This is a genomic window from Elioraea tepidiphila DSM 17972 (genome assembly GCF_000378465.1).
Lineage (GTDB): Bacteria > Pseudomonadota > Alphaproteobacteria > Acetobacterales > Acetobacteraceae > Elioraea > Elioraea tepidiphila.
In genome coordinates, this window is record NZ_KB899932.1 from 54,483 (window position 1) to 71,613 (window position 17,131).

Annotated in this window: 14 protein-coding genes and 1 riboswitch; of the genes, 4 read left to right on the top strand and 10 right to left on the bottom strand. The window is 71.5% G+C overall.

Annotation, left to right across the window (positions count from 1 at the left end):
* Nucleotides 1-1,272 carry a hydantoinase/carbamoylase family amidase gene (locus tag F563_RS0116560; protein WP_019015807.1) on the bottom strand — a complete coding sequence of 424 codons (1,272 nt, stop codon included), beginning with the start codon at nucleotides 1,270-1,272 and terminating at the stop codon, nucleotides 1-3.
* 1 nt (nucleotide 1,273) lies between these two features.
* Nucleotides 1,274-2,062 (bottom strand): SDR family oxidoreductase, encoded by a 789-nt coding sequence (locus F563_RS0116565; protein WP_019015808.1) that lies wholly within the window; start codon nucleotides 2,060-2,062, stop codon nucleotides 1,274-1,276.
* 129 nt (nucleotides 2,063-2,191) lie between these two features.
* Between F563_RS0116565 and F563_RS0116570 the strand changes: the two genes are divergently transcribed.
* Complete coding sequence (locus F563_RS0116570) at nucleotides 2,192-3,166, top strand: 2-hydroxyacid dehydrogenase (protein WP_019015809.1); 975 nt, start codon at nucleotides 2,192-2,194, stop codon at nucleotides 3,164-3,166.
* 94 nt (nucleotides 3,167-3,260) lie between these two features.
* Here F563_RS0116570 and F563_RS0116575 read toward each other — a convergent pair whose 3' ends face one another.
* The gene (locus F563_RS0116575; RefSeq protein ID WP_019015810.1) at nucleotides 3,261-5,135 is read right to left on the bottom strand and encodes an ABC-F family ATP-binding cassette domain-containing protein; all 1,875 of its coding nucleotides are present in this window, start codon (nucleotides 5,133-5,135) and stop codon (nucleotides 3,261-3,263) included.
* A 108-nt stretch (nucleotides 5,136-5,243) separates the two neighbouring features.
* Here F563_RS0116575 and ndk point away from each other — a divergent pair, with 108 nt between their 5' ends.
* On the top strand, nucleotides 5,244-5,666 hold the full coding sequence (gene ndk, locus F563_RS0116580; RefSeq protein ID WP_019015811.1) for a nucleoside-diphosphate kinase: 423 nt from the start codon (nucleotides 5,244-5,246) through the stop codon (nucleotides 5,664-5,666).
* Nucleotides 5,667-5,673: 7 nt separating this feature from the next.
* On the opposite strand, the gene F563_RS0116585 is transcribed toward ndk, so the two are convergent.
* The 4 genes from F563_RS0116585 to F563_RS0116600 form a co-directional block, all read right to left on the bottom strand.
* Complete coding sequence (locus tag F563_RS0116585) at nucleotides 5,674-6,348, bottom strand: DUF3047 domain-containing protein (RefSeq protein WP_019015812.1); 675 nt, start codon at nucleotides 6,346-6,348, stop codon at nucleotides 5,674-5,676.
* A gap of 23 nt (nucleotides 6,349-6,371) precedes the next feature.
* Nucleotides 6,372-7,874: an ABC transporter substrate-binding protein gene (locus F563_RS22995; protein ID WP_019015813.1), complete on the bottom strand. Its 1,503-nt coding sequence runs from the start codon at nucleotides 7,872-7,874 to the stop codon at nucleotides 6,372-6,374.
* Between the two features lie 79 nt (nucleotides 7,875-7,953).
* The gene (locus tag F563_RS0116595) at nucleotides 7,954-9,069 is read right to left on the bottom strand and encodes a 2-aminoethylphosphonate--pyruvate transaminase (RefSeq protein WP_019015814.1); all 1,116 of its coding nucleotides are present in this window, start codon (nucleotides 9,067-9,069) and stop codon (nucleotides 7,954-7,956) included.
* A 41-nt stretch (nucleotides 9,070-9,110) separates the two neighbouring features.
* The gene (locus F563_RS0116600; protein WP_019015815.1) at nucleotides 9,111-9,791 is read right to left on the bottom strand and encodes a DUF1194 domain-containing protein; all 681 of its coding nucleotides are present in this window, start codon (nucleotides 9,789-9,791) and stop codon (nucleotides 9,111-9,113) included.
* A gap of 252 nt (nucleotides 9,792-10,043) precedes the next feature.
* On the opposite strand from F563_RS0116600, the gene F563_RS23000 reads away from it, so the two are divergent.
* Together F563_RS23000 and F563_RS25890 are read left to right on the top strand one after the other, a co-directional pair.
* The gene (locus tag F563_RS23000) at nucleotides 10,044-10,787 is read left to right on the top strand and encodes an exopolysaccharide biosynthesis protein (protein WP_084596655.1); all 744 of its coding nucleotides are present in this window, start codon (nucleotides 10,044-10,046) and stop codon (nucleotides 10,785-10,787) included.
* 34 nt (nucleotides 10,788-10,821) lie between these two features.
* A riboswitch (cobalamin riboswitch) is annotated at nucleotides 10,822-11,024 on the top strand.
* A gap of 157 nt (nucleotides 11,025-11,181) precedes the next feature.
* Entirely contained in the window at nucleotides 11,182-13,146 is a 1,965-nt protein-coding gene (locus F563_RS25890; protein WP_019015817.1) for a TonB-dependent receptor plug domain-containing protein, read from the top strand.
* Nucleotides 13,147-13,224: 78 nt separating this feature from the next.
* Here F563_RS25890 and F563_RS0116615 read toward each other — a convergent pair whose 3' ends face one another.
* The 3 genes from F563_RS0116615 to F563_RS0116625 are packed head-to-tail and all read right to left on the bottom strand — an operon-like array spanning nucleotide 13,225 to nucleotide 17,111.
* Nucleotides 13,225-14,853 carry an ABC transporter ATP-binding protein gene (locus F563_RS0116615; RefSeq protein ID WP_019015818.1) on the bottom strand — a complete coding sequence of 543 codons (1,629 nt, stop codon included), beginning with the start codon at nucleotides 14,851-14,853 and terminating at the stop codon, nucleotides 13,225-13,227.
* Nucleotides 14,854-14,875: 22 nt separating this feature from the next.
* Complete coding sequence (locus tag F563_RS0116620; protein WP_019015819.1) at nucleotides 14,876-15,946, bottom strand: ABC transporter permease; 1,071 nt, start codon at nucleotides 15,944-15,946, stop codon at nucleotides 14,876-14,878.
* Between the two features lie 58 nt (nucleotides 15,947-16,004).
* Nucleotides 16,005-17,111, bottom strand: a complete 1,107-nt coding sequence (locus tag F563_RS0116625) for a microcin C ABC transporter permease YejB (RefSeq protein ID WP_019015820.1) — start codon at nucleotides 17,109-17,111, stop codon at nucleotides 16,005-16,007.
* Nucleotides 17,112-17,131 lie beyond the last annotated feature (20 nt).

Genomic DNA, 17,131 nt, shown 5'->3' on the forward strand with positions numbered 1-17,131 from the left:
TCAGCCCTCGTGGGTGGCAGCCAGCGTCGTGAGGATGCGCGCGGCCTCGGCGAAGTCGACGTGTTCCATCGCCTCGTCGGGGTTGTGGCTGCCGTTCTGGTTGCGGATGAACAGCATCGCCGCCGGCACGCCGGCGTCGTGGAAGGCAAGCGCGTCGTGTCCGCCCCCGGATGGCATCTCGTGCACGGCGATGCCGCGCGCACGGGCGGCGGCGCGCAGCCGTTCGAGCAGCGCGTCATTCAGGAAGCCTGGCTGCGGCGAGGTGTCGGCACCGAGCGCGACGACGACGCGGTGCTTCGCCTCGGCCTCGGCGATCAGCGCATCGAGCCGCGCGCGCATCGTCTCGAGCGCGGGCAGATCGACCGCGCGGATATCGAGCGTGAAGCGCGCCTCGCCCGGCACGCGGCTCCAGGTCGCCATCTCGGGATCGATTCCGATCACACCGACCGTGACCATGATGCGGTGGCCCGCCGCATCCAGTTGGTCCCACGCCGCGTTCAGCCCGGCGATGATGTGCGCCAGTGCCGCGACCGCATCGCGCCGCACGCGCTTCGGCGCGCCGCCCACATGCGCGTATTCGCCGCGGATCACCGCGTTGCGGAAGCGATACCCGCCGCTGATCGAGGGCACGATGGCGACCGCGCGATCGACCTCGATCAGCTCGGGCCCCTGCTCGATATGTGCCTCGACGAAGCCGGCGAGCCGCGCCGGATCGAGGTGACGCCTGCCGGCCCGGATCGCGTCCGGCTCGAAGCCGAGCTCGGCCATGTGGGCGGCCAGGCTGCGCCCGGTGTCGCTCCGGCGGAGATCCAGCGCCTCGGCCGGCAGCCGCCCGAGCGCGGCCTTGGAGCCGGGGAAGGAGACCGGGAACCACACCGTCTCCTCGGCGCGCGTCATCATCACCGCGACATCGGCGCGTGGCTGCACGCCCGCGGTGCGCAACCCGGCAAGGGCCGCCAGCCCCGCGATCACCCCGGCCGCGCCGTCGAAATTGCCGCCGTGGCGCACCGAGTCGAGATGGCTGCCGATCAGCAGCGTGCGCGCGCTGCGATCGGTGCCCGGCAGGGTCGCGTAGGTGTTGCCGGCGAAGTCGCGCGATACGTCGAGCCCGCATCCGCGCGCAGCCTCGATGCAGATCGCGTGCGCCTGCTCCTCGCCCGCGCCATAGGCATCGCGCGTGACACCCGGCGGATCGAGGCTCGCCGCGCGCAGCCGGTCGAACAGGCGCTCGGCGAGCGCGAGATCGGGCTCGATCGCGTGCGGCGCGGTCACGTCAGATCGCGCGGACGTTACCGCCGTCCACGCGGATGATGCTGCCGGTGACGTAGGACGCTTTCTCGGAGGCGAGGAAGGCCGCGACCGCTCCGTACTCCTCCGGCGTGCCGTAGCGCTTCGCCGGGATGCCGGCGGCGACCCGGTTCATCGCCTCCTCGATGCTGATGCCCTCCTTCTTCGCCCGCGCGCCAGCGGTGTCGCGCGTGCGGTCGGTCAGGATCGAGCCCGGCGCGAGGATGTTGCAGGTGACGCCATCGGCCGCGACCTCGGCCGAGAGGGTCTTGTTCCAGCCGACGATCGACGCGCGCAGCGTGTTCGAGAGCACCATGTTCGGCAGCGGCTGCACCATGCCCGAACTGCCGACCGTGATGATGCGGCCCCATTTGCGCTCGCGCATGGCGGGCAGCAGCCGCATGGCGAGCCGGATCGGTGCCACCACCATCTTCACGAACTGCGCCTTGAGCTCGTCGAGCGAGAGGTCGAGCGCCGCGCCCACCGGCGGCCCGCCGTGGTTCAGGATCAGCACATCGACCCCGCCCATGCGCAGCACCGCCTCGTCGGCGAGCGCGTCCATGCCCGCCTCGTTCGCGACATCCGCCTTGATCGCGAAGGCGGGCACGCCGTTCTTCGCGCTCAGCGCTTCGGCGAGTGCCTTCAGCGCCGCCTCGTCGCGGCTCGCCACCGTCACGGTGGCACCCTCCGCCGACAGCGCCTCGGCGATCGCGCGGCCCAGGCCCTTCGACGCACCCATCACGAGCGCGCGCTTGCCCTTCAGTCCGAGATCCATGTCCGCTCCCCGGTCGAGAAGCCGCGCATCCTACGCCCCGAGCCCCCCGGGGCAAGGGGGCGGGCCTGGACAGCACCGCAGGTCTGCTGGCAGAGGCACGCGGACCGACGTTCCGAGGAGTGCTCCGCCATGCGCCCGGCCCGGAAGCCCGCGCTGCTGCTGACCCGCGTGTTTCCGCGCGACGTGATGGCGCGCGCCCGCCGCGACTACGCGGTACTGGCCGAGAACCCCGAGGACACGGTGCTGGCGGCGGACGAGCTGCTGCGCCGGGCCGAGGGCGCTGAGGCGATCCTGTGCGCCGCGGGCGATCCGCTGCACGCAGAGACGATCGCGCGCCTGCCCGGCGGCGTGCGCGCGATCGCCACCTTCTCGGTCGGGCTCGACCATATCGACCTCGCGGCCGCGAAGGCCCGCGGCATCGTCGTGACCAACACGCCCGACGTGCTGACGGACGCGACCGCCGAGACGACCATGCTGCTGATCCTCGCCGCCGCGCGCCGGGCCGGCGAGGGCGAGCGGCTGGTGCGCTCGTGGCGGTGGCGGGGCTGGGCGCCCACGCAGCTCCTCGGCATGCAGGTGAGCGGCAAGCGGCTCGGCATCCTCGGCATGGGCCGCATCGGCCGCGCGGTGGCACGGATGGCGCGCGGCTTCCTGATGGAGGTGCACTACCACAACCGCAACCGGCTCGAACCCGCGCTGGAGGAGGGCGCGACCTATCACAGCGACCCGGCCTCGATGCTGACCGCGATCGACATCCTGGCGCTGACGGCGCCGGGCGGCGAGAGCCTGCGCGGCTGGCTGAATGCCGAGCGGATCGCGCTCCTGCGCAACGGCGCGGTGGTGGTGAACACCGGCCGCGGCAGCCTGGTGGACGATGCGGCGCTGATCGCGGCGCTGAAGACCGGCCACGTCGCCTTCGCCGGGCTCGATGTGTACGAGAACGAACCGCGCCTCCATCCCGGCTATCTGGAGTGCGAGAACGCGTTCCTGCTCCCCCATCTCGGCAGTTCCACGGTCGAGACACGCAACGCCATGGGGTTCCGCGCTCTCGACAATCTCGACGCGGTGTTCGCCGGGCGCGAGCCGCCCGACCGGGTGGCGTAGCCTAGAGCAGATCGCACGCTGCTGGACTCAGCCGTGTGCGTGAAGATGCTCGCGGGGAATGACCAGAGCGGTTTCCACTCATGTGGAAACCGCTCTAGGCCTGCGCCTCCTCCAGCGCCGCGCTCGCGCTGAGCCACGCCTCCTCGGCGGCGGCGATCTCGCGCGCGATCGCGGCGAGCCGGGCGTTCTGCGCCGCGATCTCGTCGGGCCTGCCGGAACCGGCGTAGAGCCGTGGATCGGCAAGTTTCGCCTCGATCGTCGCGCGCTCGGCGGAGAGCCGGGCGATCGTCTTCTCCGCTGCCTCGGCCTGGCGGCGCAGCGGCGCGAGTGCCGCGCGGGCCTCGGCCCGCGCACGCCGGTCATCGACGCGGCTCGGCGCCGGCGCGGCTTTCCCCGCCTGCGCCCGCCCGCTCTCGGCCAGCACCGCGCGGTAGTCGTCGAGATCGCCGTCGAACGGCGCGACCGTGCCGTCCGCGACCAGCCACAGCCGGTCGGCGACCAGCTCGATCAGGTGCGGGTCATGCGTGATCAGCAGCACCGCGCCCTCGTAATCGGCGATCGCGCGCACCAGCGCCTCGCGCGCGTCGATGTCGAGATGGTTGGTCGGCTCGTCCAGGATCAGCAGCTGCGGCGCGTCGCGGGTGGCGAGCGAGAGCAGCAGCCGCGCCTTCTCGCCGCCCGAGAGCGAGGCGACCTTGGTCTCGGCGCGCTCGGCATCCAGGCCGAAGCGCGCGAGCTGCGCGCGCACCTGCACCGGCGTCGCGCGCGGCAGGGCGCGTGCCATGTGCTGCACCGGGCTCTCGTCGAGGACCAGATCCTCCTCCTGGTGCTGGGCGAAGAACCCGACCGTCAGGCGCGGCGTGCGGAACATCTCGCCGGCGAGCAGGTCGAGCCGGCCGGCGAGCAGCTTGGCGAGCGTCGATTTGCCGTTGCCGTTGCGGCCGAGCAGCGCGATCCGGTCCTCCTGATCGACCCGCAACGACACCTCGCGCAGCACGGGTCTGCCGCCATAGCCGACCGCGGCGCGGTTCAGCGTGATCAATGGCGGCGCGAGCGCGCGCGGTGCGGGGAACGAGAACTGCGTCGGCGCATCCTCGACCAGCGCCTCGATCGCCGGCAGCCGCGCGATCGCCTTCAGCTTCGACTGTGCCTGGCGCGCCTTCGACGCCTTGTAGCGGAAGCGGTCGACGAAGGCCTGCAGATGCGCGCGCTGCGCGGCGATCTTCTCCGCCATCGCCGCCTGCTGCGCGGCCCGCTCCTCGCGGATGCGCACGAACGCCTCGAACCCGCCCGGGTAGAGCGCGATCTTCCCGCGATCGAGATGCGCGATCGCGTCCACCGCGCGGTCGAGCAGGGTGCGGTCGTGGCTGACGATGATCGCGGCACCCGCGAAGCGCGCGAGCCAGGATTCCAGCCACAGCGTCGCTTCGAGATCGAGATGGTTGGTCGGCTCGTCGAGCAGCAGCAGATCGGGCTCGACGAACAGCGCCGCGGCGAGCGCCACCCGCATGCGCCAGCCGCCGGAGAACGAGCCCACGGGCCGCGCCTGCGCCTCCGCGCCGAAGCCGAGGCCGGCGAGGATGGTCGCCGCGCGCGCCGGGGCGGCGTCGGCGCCGATCGCGCGCAGCCGGTCATGGATGTCGCCGAGCCGCTCGGGCGGCGCGGTCTCGGCCTCGGCGAGCAGCCGCGTGCGCTCCGCGTCCGCCGCCAGCACGGTGTCCACCAGCGAGGCATCGCCGGACGGCGCCTCCTGCGCCACGCGGCCAAGCCGGGCGCGGGGGCTGAGCCGGATCTCACCGCCATCGAGGCCGAGCTCGCCCGCGATCGCCTTCAGCAGGGTGGACTTGCCCGCGCCGTTGCGGCCGACCAGCCCCACCTTCTGGCCGGGCGCGATGGTCAGGTCCGCCCGGTCCAGCAGCGTGCGCCCGGCGATCCGGATGGTCGCCGCCTCGATCGCCAGCACGGTCATGCGGGCGATGTAGCCGCCGGCGGCGCCGCGACCAAGGCCCCAGGGGTTTCCTTCCGCCGCGTCCTGCCCTAGAGGGCCGGCACCTTCAGCAGCCCCAGGAAACAGACAATGGCGATCGAGCGCACCTTCAGCATCATCAAGCCCGACGCGACGCGGCGGAACCTCACCGGCAAGATCAATGCCGTGTTCGAGGAGAACGGCCTGAGGATCGTCGCGCAGAAGCGGATCTGGATGAGCCGCCAGCACGCCAAGACCTTCTACGCCGTGCACAAGGACCGGCCGTTCTACAACAGCCTGGTCGATTTCATGTGCTCGGGTCCGGTGGTGGTGCAGGTGCTCGAGGGCGAGAACGCGGTGGCCAAGAACCGCGAGGTGATGGGGGCGACCGACCCCGCCAAGGCCGCCCCGGGCACCATCCGCAAGCTGTTCGCCGAGAGCATCGAGGCGAACTCGGTGCACGGGTCGGACAGCGTCGAGAACGCCGCGATCGAGATCGCCTACTTCTTCGCCGGCTACGAGATCGTCGGCTGAGACGGACCTAACGATCGGGGCAGCGGCCGAAGGCGATGCCGTCGATCCGCGCCTCGATCGCGGCGCCGGCCTGCGCGCCGATCGCCACCTCGGTGACGTAGGCCGTGGGCGCGATGCCGTAGGCGGCGCGGAACTCGGCGGCGAGCGCGACCGTCTCCGTGATCCATTCCCCACGCGGCGCGACCTCCGCCTGGCGCCAGCGGCTCTGCTCCAGCAAAAGCAGCAGCGGCGTGGGGTGCCACGCCGGCTCGCCCGCCTCGCCGCCCCAGCGATAGGAGAGCGCGAAGCCCGGCACCATTCGCCCGCGCGACATCATGCGCGCGAAGCCGAGCGCGTAGCGCTGGCCGAGCGTCATGCGCTCGCCATCGGCCTCGAACCCGACCTGGAGCACCAGCCCGGCGAGGTCCGTCTCGGGCCCGGGCTCCAGGCGCCAGCGCCAGGAGAGGCAGAGCACCGGCGAGACCGGCACGCGCACGGGGCGGAACACGATCCCCACACCGCCTGCGCCGCTGATGCGGATCGCGCCGTCCCCCTCGGCGGCGAAGGCGAGCGGCGCGCGGCCGTCGATCGGCTGCACCCGCCAGCCCTGGGCGAGAAGTCCCGGGTCGAGCGCGGCGCCCGCCGGCCCGACCCCTGCCGTCAGGCCCAACGCGACCACCCCCAGCGACCGTGCCGCGCGCATGGCGCGAGCATAGCATCGCCCGTTCAGGGCAGCGTGATCGCGTTCAGCACCACCACGCCGTCCGGCCGCTGCACCACGCGGATGCGGTCGCGATGCGCCCAGGTCAGCACCTCGTGGTGCAGCGGCAGATAGACCGCGTCGGCGCGCAGCATCGCCGCCGCCTGATCGATCAGCGCCTGCCGGCGCGCCGGCGCGAACTCGCCGGCCAGCGCGGCGATCAGGCCGTTCAGCTCCGCCCTGTCGTAGCCCGTGTGGTTGGTGTGCCCGAACGGGCCGGCCGGGTCGCGCGCATGGGCAAGCGCGGCCAGCGTCTGCCCCGCCTCCGGCGGCTCGGCCGACCAGGCGAGCAGGAAGGCGCGCGCCTCGCGCCGGGCAAGGGCGGCGTCGTAGGCCGCGTCGGGGATGACGTTCACGGTCAGCCGGATGCCGAGCTTGGCCAGCATCGGCGCGAGCGCAGCACAGAGCGCCGCGTCGTGCAGCGCGCGGCCCTGCGGGCAGTCGAGCCGGAGCGGGAATCCGGCCGGAAGGGCGGCCTCGGCCAGCAGCGCGCGGGCCCGGTCGAGGTCGAACACCGGCCCGCGGTCCTCCTCCGGCCGGTGGCCGAACACGCCCGGGCCCCAGGGGAGCCCCGCCCGGAGCGCCGCGCCGCCCATCACCTCCTTGCGCAGCGTCTCGCCATCGATCGCATGGGCGATCGCCCGCCGCACCCGCCCGTCCGCCAGCGGATTGGTGCCCGGCCCCGCCACGGGACCGATGTCGAAGCCGAGCATCACCGTGCGCAGCGCCGGCCCCTCGACCACCACCACGCCCTGCCGGTCGCGCAGCTGCGCCACCGCCTCGGGCGGGATCGTCGTCACGAGGTCGATGTCGCCGGCGGGAAGGGCGGCGAGGCGCGCGGCCGCGGAGGGGATCGGCCAGAGCTCGACATGGACGATCATCCCGCGCTCGCGGTCCCACCATGCCGTGTTGCGCGTGAGCCGCGTCGTCCGTTCCGGCGCGTGCGCGTCCAGCCGGAACGGTCCGGTGCCGTTCGCCTCGCCCGCCACGGTGGATGGCGCGGCACGCGAGAGCACCAGCACCGTGTCGAGACGCTGCGGCAGCAGCGGGTCGGGCGCGCGGGTGACGAGCTCGACGGTGTGCGGGTCGACCACCCTGACCGCCGCGATCGTGGCGACCCGGCCGCGCCGGCCGGCCGGGTTTGCCTGGGCGCGCGCGATCGAGAACGCGACATCCTCGGCGCTGAACGGGCTGCCGTCGTGGAAGGCCACGCCCTCACGCAGGGCGAAGCGCCAGACCAGCGGCTCGACCGCGCGCCACTCCACCGCGAGCGCAGGTTCGAGCGCGAGGTCGGGCGTGCGCCGCACCAGCCCTTCATGGATGTTGCCGAGCACGCCGAGCGTGAACGCGTCGGCGGTCGCGTGCGGATCGAGGGTGGCGAGCGGCCGGTCGGTGGCCCAGCGCATGGTCTGGGCCTGGACCGGCAAGGCGAGGAGCGCAACGACGGCTGCGATGGCAGGCGCGATCATGACCGTGTCCCGGAGCAGACGGGCCGCGCCAGTCTAGCGAGACCGGCGCCGGACCGGGGAGGCCGATCGTGCCTGGGGGTCAGGCAGCCTCGCGTTTGCGCACCCCCATCTCCGCCAGGGTCTCGCCGATCGCGACCACCGCGCGGACCATGTCCTCGGGGAACACCCGGCCGATCGCGGCGACCCGGAAGGTCGGCACGGCGGTGGTCGAGAAGTTGCTGATCAGGAAGCCGCGGCGTTTGAGCAGATCGACGAAGCGCTGCAACTCCCAGGCAGGGTCCCGCGGCTGGAGCATGTTGACGATGATCGGCCCCTGCCGGTCGCGCGGCAGCCACGGCGTGAGGCCGAGCCCGACGAGCCCGTCCCACAGCACGCGCGCATTCTCGGTGTAGCGCGCGAGCCGGGCGGGCTGGCCGCCCTCGTGCTCGAAGATGTCGAGTGCCACCTCGAAGGCAGCGAGCGCCTGGATCGCCGGGGTGAAGCGGATCGAGCCCCAGCCATGGGTGAGCGCGTGGCGATAGATGTCGGAGAGGTCAAAGGACCACGATCCGGCGTTGCCGGCGCACGCCTCCAGCCGGTCGATGCGCGCGACCGCGAAGCCGATCCCCGGCATCGCCTCCAGGCATTTGTTGGAGGAGAAGACGATCGCATCGGTCTCGGGGTGGGCGGCGAGATCGAACGGGATCGCGCCGAAGCCCGACACCGCATCGACGATGAGGCGGCGGCCGGCCGCGCGCACGGCGGCGGCAATCGCCTCGATCGGGTTGATCAGCGCGGTCGCGGTCTCGGAGTGCACCACGCTGACCACGCCGATCGCTGTGTCGGCGGCGAGCGCCTTGGCGACGGCCTCGGCGGTGACGATCTGGCCCTCGGGGATCTCGATCACCACCGGCAGGCGTCCGGCCTCGCGCGCGAGCCGGGTCATGCGCACGCCGTAATTGCCGTTCGAGGGGATCAGCACCTTGCCGCCCGGCGGGACGAAGCTGCGCAAGGCCGCCTCGACGATGAAATGCCCGCAGCCCTGCAGGGGCAGGCAGACATGCGTGCCGGCGAGGCCGCCGGCGATCGCGCGTACGCGCTCGCGCATCGCGGCGTAGCGCGGGCGGGTGTCGTTGTCCCAGGGCGCGATGTCCTGGGCCATCGCGGCCTTCACGCGCGGATCGGTCTGCACGGGACCGGGGATCAGCAGCATCATGGACGCGCCCATGCCATGGCGCCTGCGCGCGGTCCAGAGCGTCAGGCGACCATCGGACCCATCGCCTCGCGGTAGAGCTTGCGGCGGATCGCCTCGGCGAAGGCGGCGTAGTCCTCGGCGCGGATCACGAAGGCGCCGGGGCCGCCGATCACCTCGTCGCGGAAGTAGTCTTCCAGGTCGGGCTCCTCGTCCACGACCGCGAGCCCGTTGACCGTCGCGCCGAGCGCGAGCGCGGCAGCCCGGCCGGCGGACACGGGGATGCCGGCGTTGTTGCTGCCGTCGCCGGAGACGTCGATCACGCGGCGCGCGGCAGGATAGGGGCAGCGCGCGAGCAGCGCGGCCGCGGCGGCGAGCCCCTCGCCGAGCGCGGTGGCGCCCGCCGGCACGATCCGCGGGGCGTGATCGATCGCCTCGGCGAGGGCGGCGGCCTGCGCCTCGCTCGCCACGCGCGTCCAGGGCACGGCGAGGTCGCGCGCGCCCGGGCCTGACCAGAACAGCATCGCGACCGCCGCCGCCCCGTGCGCCCCCGAGGTCAGCCTTGCGGCCAGCTCGGCGTCGCGGAAGGCCGCCGCATAGCCGCCGATCATCAGCCCGAACTCGCGGAAATCCACACTCGCCGAGACATCGACCGCGAGGGCGAGGGCGAGATCGACCGGTGCCACCGCGGCCGGAAAGACCATGCCCGGTGCGGCGGCCACCAGCCGTCGTCGCGCGATCTTCATCCTTCGATCACCCTCTGCCTGCTACCAGACCGTGTTGATGAGTGCCGTGCCGCTTGTCATCCCCCCAGCCGACTCCCCATGTCCCGCACGCGTCCGAGGTGTCGGCGATTTAACTCGCTGCGGGGCGCAGTTCGGCTACTCTGAAATCTCTCGCACGGCGGCGCAGCCTGGACACACCAGGCATGGGATGCATGATCCCCGACCGCCCGGCGGGATGCGGGGGCTTCCCGGGCGGCGCGCCGATGCAGTGGCATGCAGTCGACGTCGCTGCCCGCCGGGGACGAAGGGGGATTGGTGCTGGAGACGTCCGAGGTAGGTCTGCGCCCGGCACCGGGCAACATGACGGAGGTCGAGCCTCCACCCCCACACCCTCCCAGCGGCGGCAACGGGCGGCACCTGCCGGTTTCGCTGCTCATGCTGGAACTGGCGCGGACCTGGCCGAAGCCGCGCATCTCGCTCGGCGAGATGATCCACGCCTTCGGTGCCCGCGGCTACGGCATCCTCATCATCCTGTTCGCGCTGCCGAACCTGCTGCCGATCTATATCCCGGGCTGGTCGCCGATCTTCGGCATCCCGCTCGCGATCGTCTGTCTGCAGCTCGCGCTCGGCTTTCCCGAGCCGCGCCTGCCGCGCTTCCTGACCGAACGCTCGATGAAGCGCGAGGACCTCACCATGATCGTCGAGAAGGCGATCCCCTGGGTCCAGCGCATCGAGCGCTACATCCGCCCGCGCCCGTCGGTGCTCACGGGCTGGAAGGCCGATCGCCTGGTCGGCGCCTATGGCGTATTCCTCGCCTGCCTGGTGATCATTCCGCTGCCCTTCACCAACGGTCCGCCCAGCCTAGCCTGCGCCATCATGGCGATGGGCCTGCTCGAGGAGGATACGCGCGCCGTGGTCGCCGGTGCGCTCGTCGGGCTGTTCGCCACCGCGCTCACCTTCTTCATCATCGGTGGGCTGTTCTGGGTGGCGCTGCGGGCAATCGGCCTGGTGTTCTGATCGCGCCCGACTGGCGCCCGCCTCACATCCGCGTTAGCGTTCCCACGGTGCCGGTGGCCCGCAAGGGCTGAAACGGGAACGCGGTCAGGGTTCGCCCGAAGCCGCGGCTGCCCCCGCAACTGTAGGCGGAGTGCGGCCTGCCACGAGCCACTGGGGTGCGCCCCGGGAAGGCGGCAGGCCGTGTCGGAGCGATCCGACTCCGCGAGCCAGGAGACCGGCCGGCGCCGGTCGTTCGCGCGCGTCGGGCGGGGTGAACCGGCGCAACGGAGAAAGTCCGCATGCGGCGACACCGGCCTGGACCTGTCGCGCGTGGAGGCGGACCAACGATGACGAGATCGACCCGGCTTCCGGCACGGCGCGGCCCCGGCCGCCCCTGCCACCTTGGGAGCCGACCTTGCGCACAGTCCTGCTTGCCGGAGCGGCAGCCGCCGCACTGATCATCACGCCTGCCGCGGGCCAGAACGGCCCGCCGCTGCGCACCCTGCCCGAGACCGTCGTCACCGCGACGCGCTTTCCCACGCCGATCGAGCGCATCCCCGCCGGCGTGACCGTGATCGACCGCGCGACCATCGAGACGCGCGGCTATCGCAGCCTCGCCGAGGCGCTCGCCGCCGTGCCGGGGCTCGGCGTCGTGCAGTCGGGCGGGACCGGCCAGACGAGCAGTGTGTTCATGCGCGGCACCAATTCCAGCCACGTGCTGGTGCTGCGCGACGGCATGCCGCTGAACGATCCCTCGACCCCGCAGAGCCTGTTCGATTTCGGCAACGACCTGCTGTCGGATGTCGAGCGCATCGAGGTGATACGCGGGCCCATGTCGGGGCTGTACGGCTCGGGCGCGATCGGCGGCGTGGTGAACCTGATCACGCGCTCGGGCCGCGGCACGAACCGCGCCTTCACCGCGACCGGCGAGATCGCGAGCGGGTCGCAGTCCACCGCCGCGGCGAGCGCGGTGGTGGCGGGCGAGACGCGCGGGATCGACTACGCGCTGATCGGCCAAGGCCTGACGACACAGGGGCACAACATCGTGCCGCGTCGGCTCGCGACCTCGATCGGCGAGCGCGACGGTGCGCGGATCGGTACCGTGACGGCCAATCTCGGCGCGCAGCTCGGCGAACGGTTCCGTGTGTTCGGCTTCGCGCGCTGGCGCGAGAACAAGGCGGATCTCGACCAGGCGGGCCGCGACGATCCGAACTACACCGCGCGCAACCGCAGCGGCATGTGGCGCGCTGGGGTCGCGGGCGCGCTGGTCCCGGGCTGGCTCGACACCACGCTGGCGGTCGGGCAGTCGCGCGACAATCGCCAGTTCCGCGACCGGCCGGATCAGTTCGCGTTCTCGGGCAGCGACGACTCGCGCTATATCGGCACGCGCACGGTCTACCAGTGGGATAACACCCTGCGGCTGCCCGAGGCGGGCGTGGTCGATGCCGCCGCGGTCACGTTCGGGGCGCAGCGCATCGAGGATCGCGTCGATGTGCAGGTGCGCTTCGACGGCCCGTTCGGCCCGTTCACCCAGGATGTCGACCGTTCCACGCGCAGCGACGCCGCCTATCTCGGCGCGCAGCTCCGGCTGTTCCGCCGGCTCGACCTGACAGCGAATGTCCGCCATGAATCGCCGCGCGATTTCAGCGATACGACGACGTGGCGCGTCGGCGGCGTGCTGACCGTCCCGGAAGCGGCCCTGTCGGTGCATGCGGCCTATGGCACGTCCTTCCGCGCGCCGACCCTGTTCGACCTGTTCGGCGTCGGCAGTTTCGGCTTCCGCGGCAACCCGAACCTTCGCCCCGAGAAGGGGCGCGGCGGCGAAGCCGGCGTGGCGCTCGATCTCGGCGCGCTCGGCCTCGCCTCCGGCCGGCTCTCGGCCACCTATTTCCGCACCCGCATCACCGATCTGATCAACGACGATCCGACCTTCACCACGCGGATCAATGTGGGCCGCGTCGACATCGAGGGCGTGGAGAGCGCGCTCGATCTGACGCCGGCGCCGTGGCTCGACCTCCGCGCCGCCTATACCTGGACGGTGGCGCAGGACGCCGACAGCGGCGCGCAGTTGCTGCGTCGGCCACGCCATCGCGGCAGCCTGGGTGCCACGCTGTGGGCCAATCCGCGCCTCTCGATCGCGCCTGAGGTGCTGATCTTCGGGCCTGCGGCGGATGTGCTCTACGCCGACAGCGGGACGTTCCAGGGGCGCGGGCGCAATCCGGGCGGGGTGGTGATCAACCTCGCCGCACGCTGGCGCGCGACCGGGGCGCTCGAACTGTTCGCGCTGGGACGCAACATCACCAACAGCCGCTACGAGCCGGCGAACAGCTTCGTCGTACCGGGTGCGGCCGTGCTGATCGGGCTGCGCGCAGGCCTGTAGTGCAGGGTGGCCGGGGGAGCCGGGACCCCATCGCGGGATGGCCGCGATGGGACCCGCTCGTGGTCCCCCGGTCGTTCTTTATCTGCGGACGATCCCGCTCTCATCAGCCTTGAGCTCGAAGGCCGCGGCCATCAGCGCGCGCGTGTAGGGCTGCTGCGGCGCGTCCATGACCGCCTCGGCCGGTCCCTGTTCCACCACCTTGCCGTCCTTCAGCACGACGACGTGGTGCGCGAGCGCGCGCACCACCTTGAGGTCGTGGCTGATGAACAGATAGGCGAGGCGGTGCCGCGCCTGGAGATCGCGCAGCAGCTCGACGATCTGCGCCTGCACGCTCATGTCGAGCGCGCTGGTCGGCTCGTCGAGCACGACGAAGCGGGGCTTGAGCACGAGCGCGCGCGCGATCGCGATGCGCTGGCGCTGGCCACCCGAGAACTCGTGCGGGTAGCGATCGACCCAGGACGGATCGAGCCCGACCTCCTCCAGCGCCTGCGCGACCATCGAGAGGCGCTCGGCGTGGTCGAGGCCCGGTGCGTGCACGGCGAGGCCCTCGCCGACGATCTCGCCGATGCTCATGCGCGGGCTCAGGCTGCCGAACGGGTCCTGGAACACGATCTGCATGCGCCGGCGCAGCGGACGCAGCGCGCGGCGGTCGAGCCCGGCGATGTTGCGCGACTCGAACCGCACCGGACCCTCGGCCTCCGGCACGAGCTGGAGCAGCGCGAGCCCCATGGTGGACTTGCCGGAGCCGGACTCGCCGACCAGCCCGACTGTCTCGCCCTCGCGCACGCGCACGGTGATGCCGTCGCACGCCTTGATGTAGCCGACCGTGCGCCGGAGGAAGCCGCGACGGATCGGGAAATGCACCTTGATGTCGTCCCCGGCCATCACTTCGGGCGCGTCCGCGGCAACGGGCTCGGGCTTGCCGCGCGGCTGGGCGGCGAGCAGCATCTTCGTGTAGTCGTGCTGCGGGTCCTCGAAGACGCGCGCGACCGGGCCCTGCTCGACGATGCGGCCGCGGTTCATGACGCAGACCGTGTCGGCATAGCGGCGCACGATCGCGAGGTCGTGGCTGATCAGCAGCATCGCCATGCCGAGACGCTGCTTCAGCTCCGCGAGCAGCTTCAGGATCTGGGCCTGGATGGTGACGTCGAGCGCGGTGGTCGGTTCATCTGCGATCAGCAGGGCCGGGTCGTTGGCGAGCGCCATCGCGATCATCACGCGCTGGCGTTGCCCGCCCGAGAGCTGGTGCGGATAGGCGGAGAGCCGTGCCTCGGCGTCCGCGAAGCCGGCCATGGTCAGGCACTCGATCGCCCGCGCGCGCGCCTGTTCGCGCGTCATCGGCCGATGCAGCTGCACCGCCTCGCCGATCTGCTTCTCGATCGTGTGCAGCGGGTTGAGGCTGGTCATCGGCTCCTGGAAGATCATCCCGGCCGTGCCGCCGCGCGCGGCGCGCAGCGTCTCGGCATCGGCGCCGATCATCTCGCGCCCGTCAAGCACGACAGAGCTGCCCGGCGTGTGGCGGGCGACCGGATAGGGCAGGAGCTGGAGCACCGAGAGCGCGGTGACGGACTTGCCGGAGCCGGACTCGCCGACCAGCGCGAGGGTCTCGCCGCGATCGAGGGTGAAGTTCGCGCCCTCGACCGCGACCACCTCGCGCGCGCCCGCGCCGAAGGTCACGCCCAGGTTCTTGACCTCAAGCAGCGCCATGCTCAGCGCCCTCCGCGCGGTTTCATTTCGCGGCTCCGCCGCCGGGCAGCTTGCGCGGATCGAAGGCGTCGCGCACCGCCTCGCCGACGAAGATCAAGAGCGTCAGGATGGTCGCGAGCACGACGAAGGCCGTGATGCCGAGCCAGGGCGCCTGGAGGTTGTTCTTGCCCTGCTGGACGAGCTCGCCGAGCGAGGGCGAGCCGGGCGGCAGGCCGAAGCCGAGGAAGTCGAGGCTGGCGAGGATGGTCACGCTGCCGGAGAGGATGAAGGGCAGGAAGGTGAGCGTGGCGACCATGGCGTTGGGCAGGATGTGGCGGAACATCACGCGCACGTCGGAGACGCCGAGCGCCTTGGCCGCGCGCACGTAGTCGAAGTTGCGGCCTCGCAAGAATTCAGCACGCACCACGCCCACGAGTCCCATCCAGGAGAAGAGCAGCAGGAAGATCAGCAGCACCCAGAACGACGGCTCGATCACCGAGGCGAGGATGATCAGCATGTAGAGTTGCGGCATGCCCGACCAGACCTCGATGAAGCGCTGGAAGATCAGGTCGAGCCAGCCGCCGTAGAAGCCCTGCACGGCGCCCGCGGCGACGCCGATGATCGAGGAGATGATGGTCAGCGTGAAGCCGAACAGCACGGAGATGCGGAAGCCGTAGATCACGCGCGCGGCGACGTCGCGTGCCTGGTCATCGGTGCCGAGGATGTTGTAGGGCGTGTCGGGGCCGATCACCTCCGTGGGCAGCATCCAGGTCGGCGGCACGGGTGCCGGCACCGGCAGGTTGCGCACGACCGAGCGGTACGAGTAGGGGATCGCCGGCCAGACCGCCCAGCCCTTCTCGGCGATCTGCTCTTTGAGGAACGGGTCGTGGTAGTCGGCCGAGGTCGGGAAGTCGCCGCCGAAATCGGTCTCGGCGTAGTCGAACAGCACGGGGAAGAACCACGCGCCGTCGTAGCGCACGACGAGCGGCCGGTCATTGGCGATCAGCTCAGCGCAGAGCGCGAAGGCGAACAGGATCGAGAAGATCCAGAGCGACCACCACCCGCGCCGGTTGGCGCGGAAATTCGCGAGGCGGCGACGCGTCAGCGGGGTCATGTGGCGGGGGTGGGCGCGGGAGGGGCGTCAGTCCCCTCCCGTACGTTCTTGTCTGCTGTCACCGCCGCGCCTCGAAATCGATGCGCGGATCGACGACGGTGTACATGAGATCGCCGATGATCTGCATGACGAGGCCGAGCAGCGTAAACAGGTAGAGCGTGCCGAACATCACCGGATAGTCGCGCCGGATCGCCGCCTCGAAGCCCAAGAGCCCGAGCCCGTCCAGCGAGAAGATGATCTCCACCAGCAGCGCGCCGGTGAACAGGATGCCGATGAAGGCGGACGGGAAGCCAGCGATGATGATCAGCATGGCGTTGCGGAACACGTGGCCGTAGAGCACGCGGTTCTCGGCCGCCCCCTTGGCGCGCGCGGTGATCACGTACTGCTTGTTGATCTCGTCGAGGAACGAGTTCTTGGTCAGCATGGTGAGCCCGGCGAAGCCGCCGATCACCATGGCCGTCACCGGCAGGCAGATGTGCCAGAAATAGTCGGCGATCTTGCCCATGAGCGAGAGCTGCTCCCAGTCCGGGCTCGTGAGGCCGCGCAGCGGGAAGATCTGGAAGAACGAGCCGCCGGCGAACAGCACCACCAGCAGGATCGCGAACAGGAAGGACGGGATCGCGTAGCCGACCAGCACCACCGCCGAGGTCCAGAGATCGAAGCGCGTGCCGTCCTTCACCGCCTTGCGGATGCCGAGCGGGATGGAGATGAGATAGACGAGCAGCGTGGTCCAGAGCCCGAGGCTGATCGAGACCGGCATCTTGTCGATCAGCAGTTCCACCACGGTGCGGTCCTGGAAGAAGCTGCGGCCGAAATCGAAGGTGAGGTAGCTGCCGATCATCTGGAAGAAGCGCACATGGGCGGGCTTGTCGAAGCCGAACATGCGCTCGATCTCGGCGATGATCTCGGGGTCGAGGCCGCGCGCGCCGCGATAGCGGCTCTCGCCGGCATCGACCGCGGTCGGCGCGCCGGGTGCGGCGATTTCCCGGCCGCCGCCGGTGATGCGTTCGAGCGGCGCGCCGACGCCGGTCTGGCCGCGGAGCTCGGCGATCATCTGCTCGACCGGACCGCCGGGCGCGAACTGCACGATGACGAAGTTGATCACCATGATCCCGAACAGGGTCGGGATGATCAGCAGCAGCCGGCGGAGGATATACGCGCCCATGCGGCGTCAGGCACCCGCGG

What these genes read in the sequence shown, in the direction of transcription:
- F563_RS0116585 (WP_019015812.1), bottom strand. Translation starts at nt 6,348, where the DNA reads ATGCGCGCGGCACGGTCGCTGGGGGTGGTCGCGTTGGGCCTGACGGCA.
- F563_RS0116625 (WP_019015820.1), bottom strand. Translation starts at nt 17,111, where the DNA reads ATGGGCGCGTATATCCTCCGCCGGCTGCTGCTGATCATCCCGACCCTG.
- F563_RS0116600 (WP_019015815.1), bottom strand. Translation starts at nt 9,791, where the DNA reads ATGAAGATCGCGCGACGACGGCTGGTGGCCGCCGCACCGGGCATGGTC.
- F563_RS0116570 (WP_019015809.1), top strand. Translation starts at nt 2,192, where the DNA reads ATGCGCCCGGCCCGGAAGCCCGCGCTGCTGCTGACCCGCGTGTTTCCG.
- F563_RS0116595 (WP_019015814.1), bottom strand. Translation starts at nt 9,069, where the DNA reads ATGATGCTGCTGATCCCCGGTCCCGTGCAGACCGATCCGCGCGTGAAG.
- F563_RS23000 (WP_084596655.1), top strand. Translation starts at nt 10,044, where the DNA reads ATGCAGTCGACGTCGCTGCCCGCCGGGGACGAAGGGGGATTGGTGCTG.
- F563_RS0116565 (WP_019015808.1), bottom strand. Translation starts at nt 2,062, where the DNA reads ATGGATCTCGGACTGAAGGGCAAGCGCGCGCTCGTGATGGGTGCGTCG.
- F563_RS22995 (WP_019015813.1), bottom strand. Translation starts at nt 7,874, where the DNA reads ATGATCGCGCCTGCCATCGCAGCCGTCGTTGCGCTCCTCGCCTTGCCG.
- F563_RS0116575 (WP_019015810.1), bottom strand. Translation starts at nt 5,135, where the DNA reads ATGACCGTGCTGGCGATCGAGGCGGCGACCATCCGGATCGCCGGGCGC.
- F563_RS0116615 (WP_019015818.1), bottom strand. Translation starts at nt 14,853, where the DNA reads ATGGCGCTGCTTGAGGTCAAGAACCTGGGCGTGACCTTCGGCGCGGGC.
- F563_RS0116620 (WP_019015819.1), bottom strand. Translation starts at nt 15,946, where the DNA reads ATGACCCCGCTGACGCGTCGCCGCCTCGCGAATTTCCGCGCCAACCGG.
- ndk (WP_019015811.1), top strand. Translation starts at nt 5,244, where the DNA reads ATGGCGATCGAGCGCACCTTCAGCATCATCAAGCCCGACGCGACGCGG.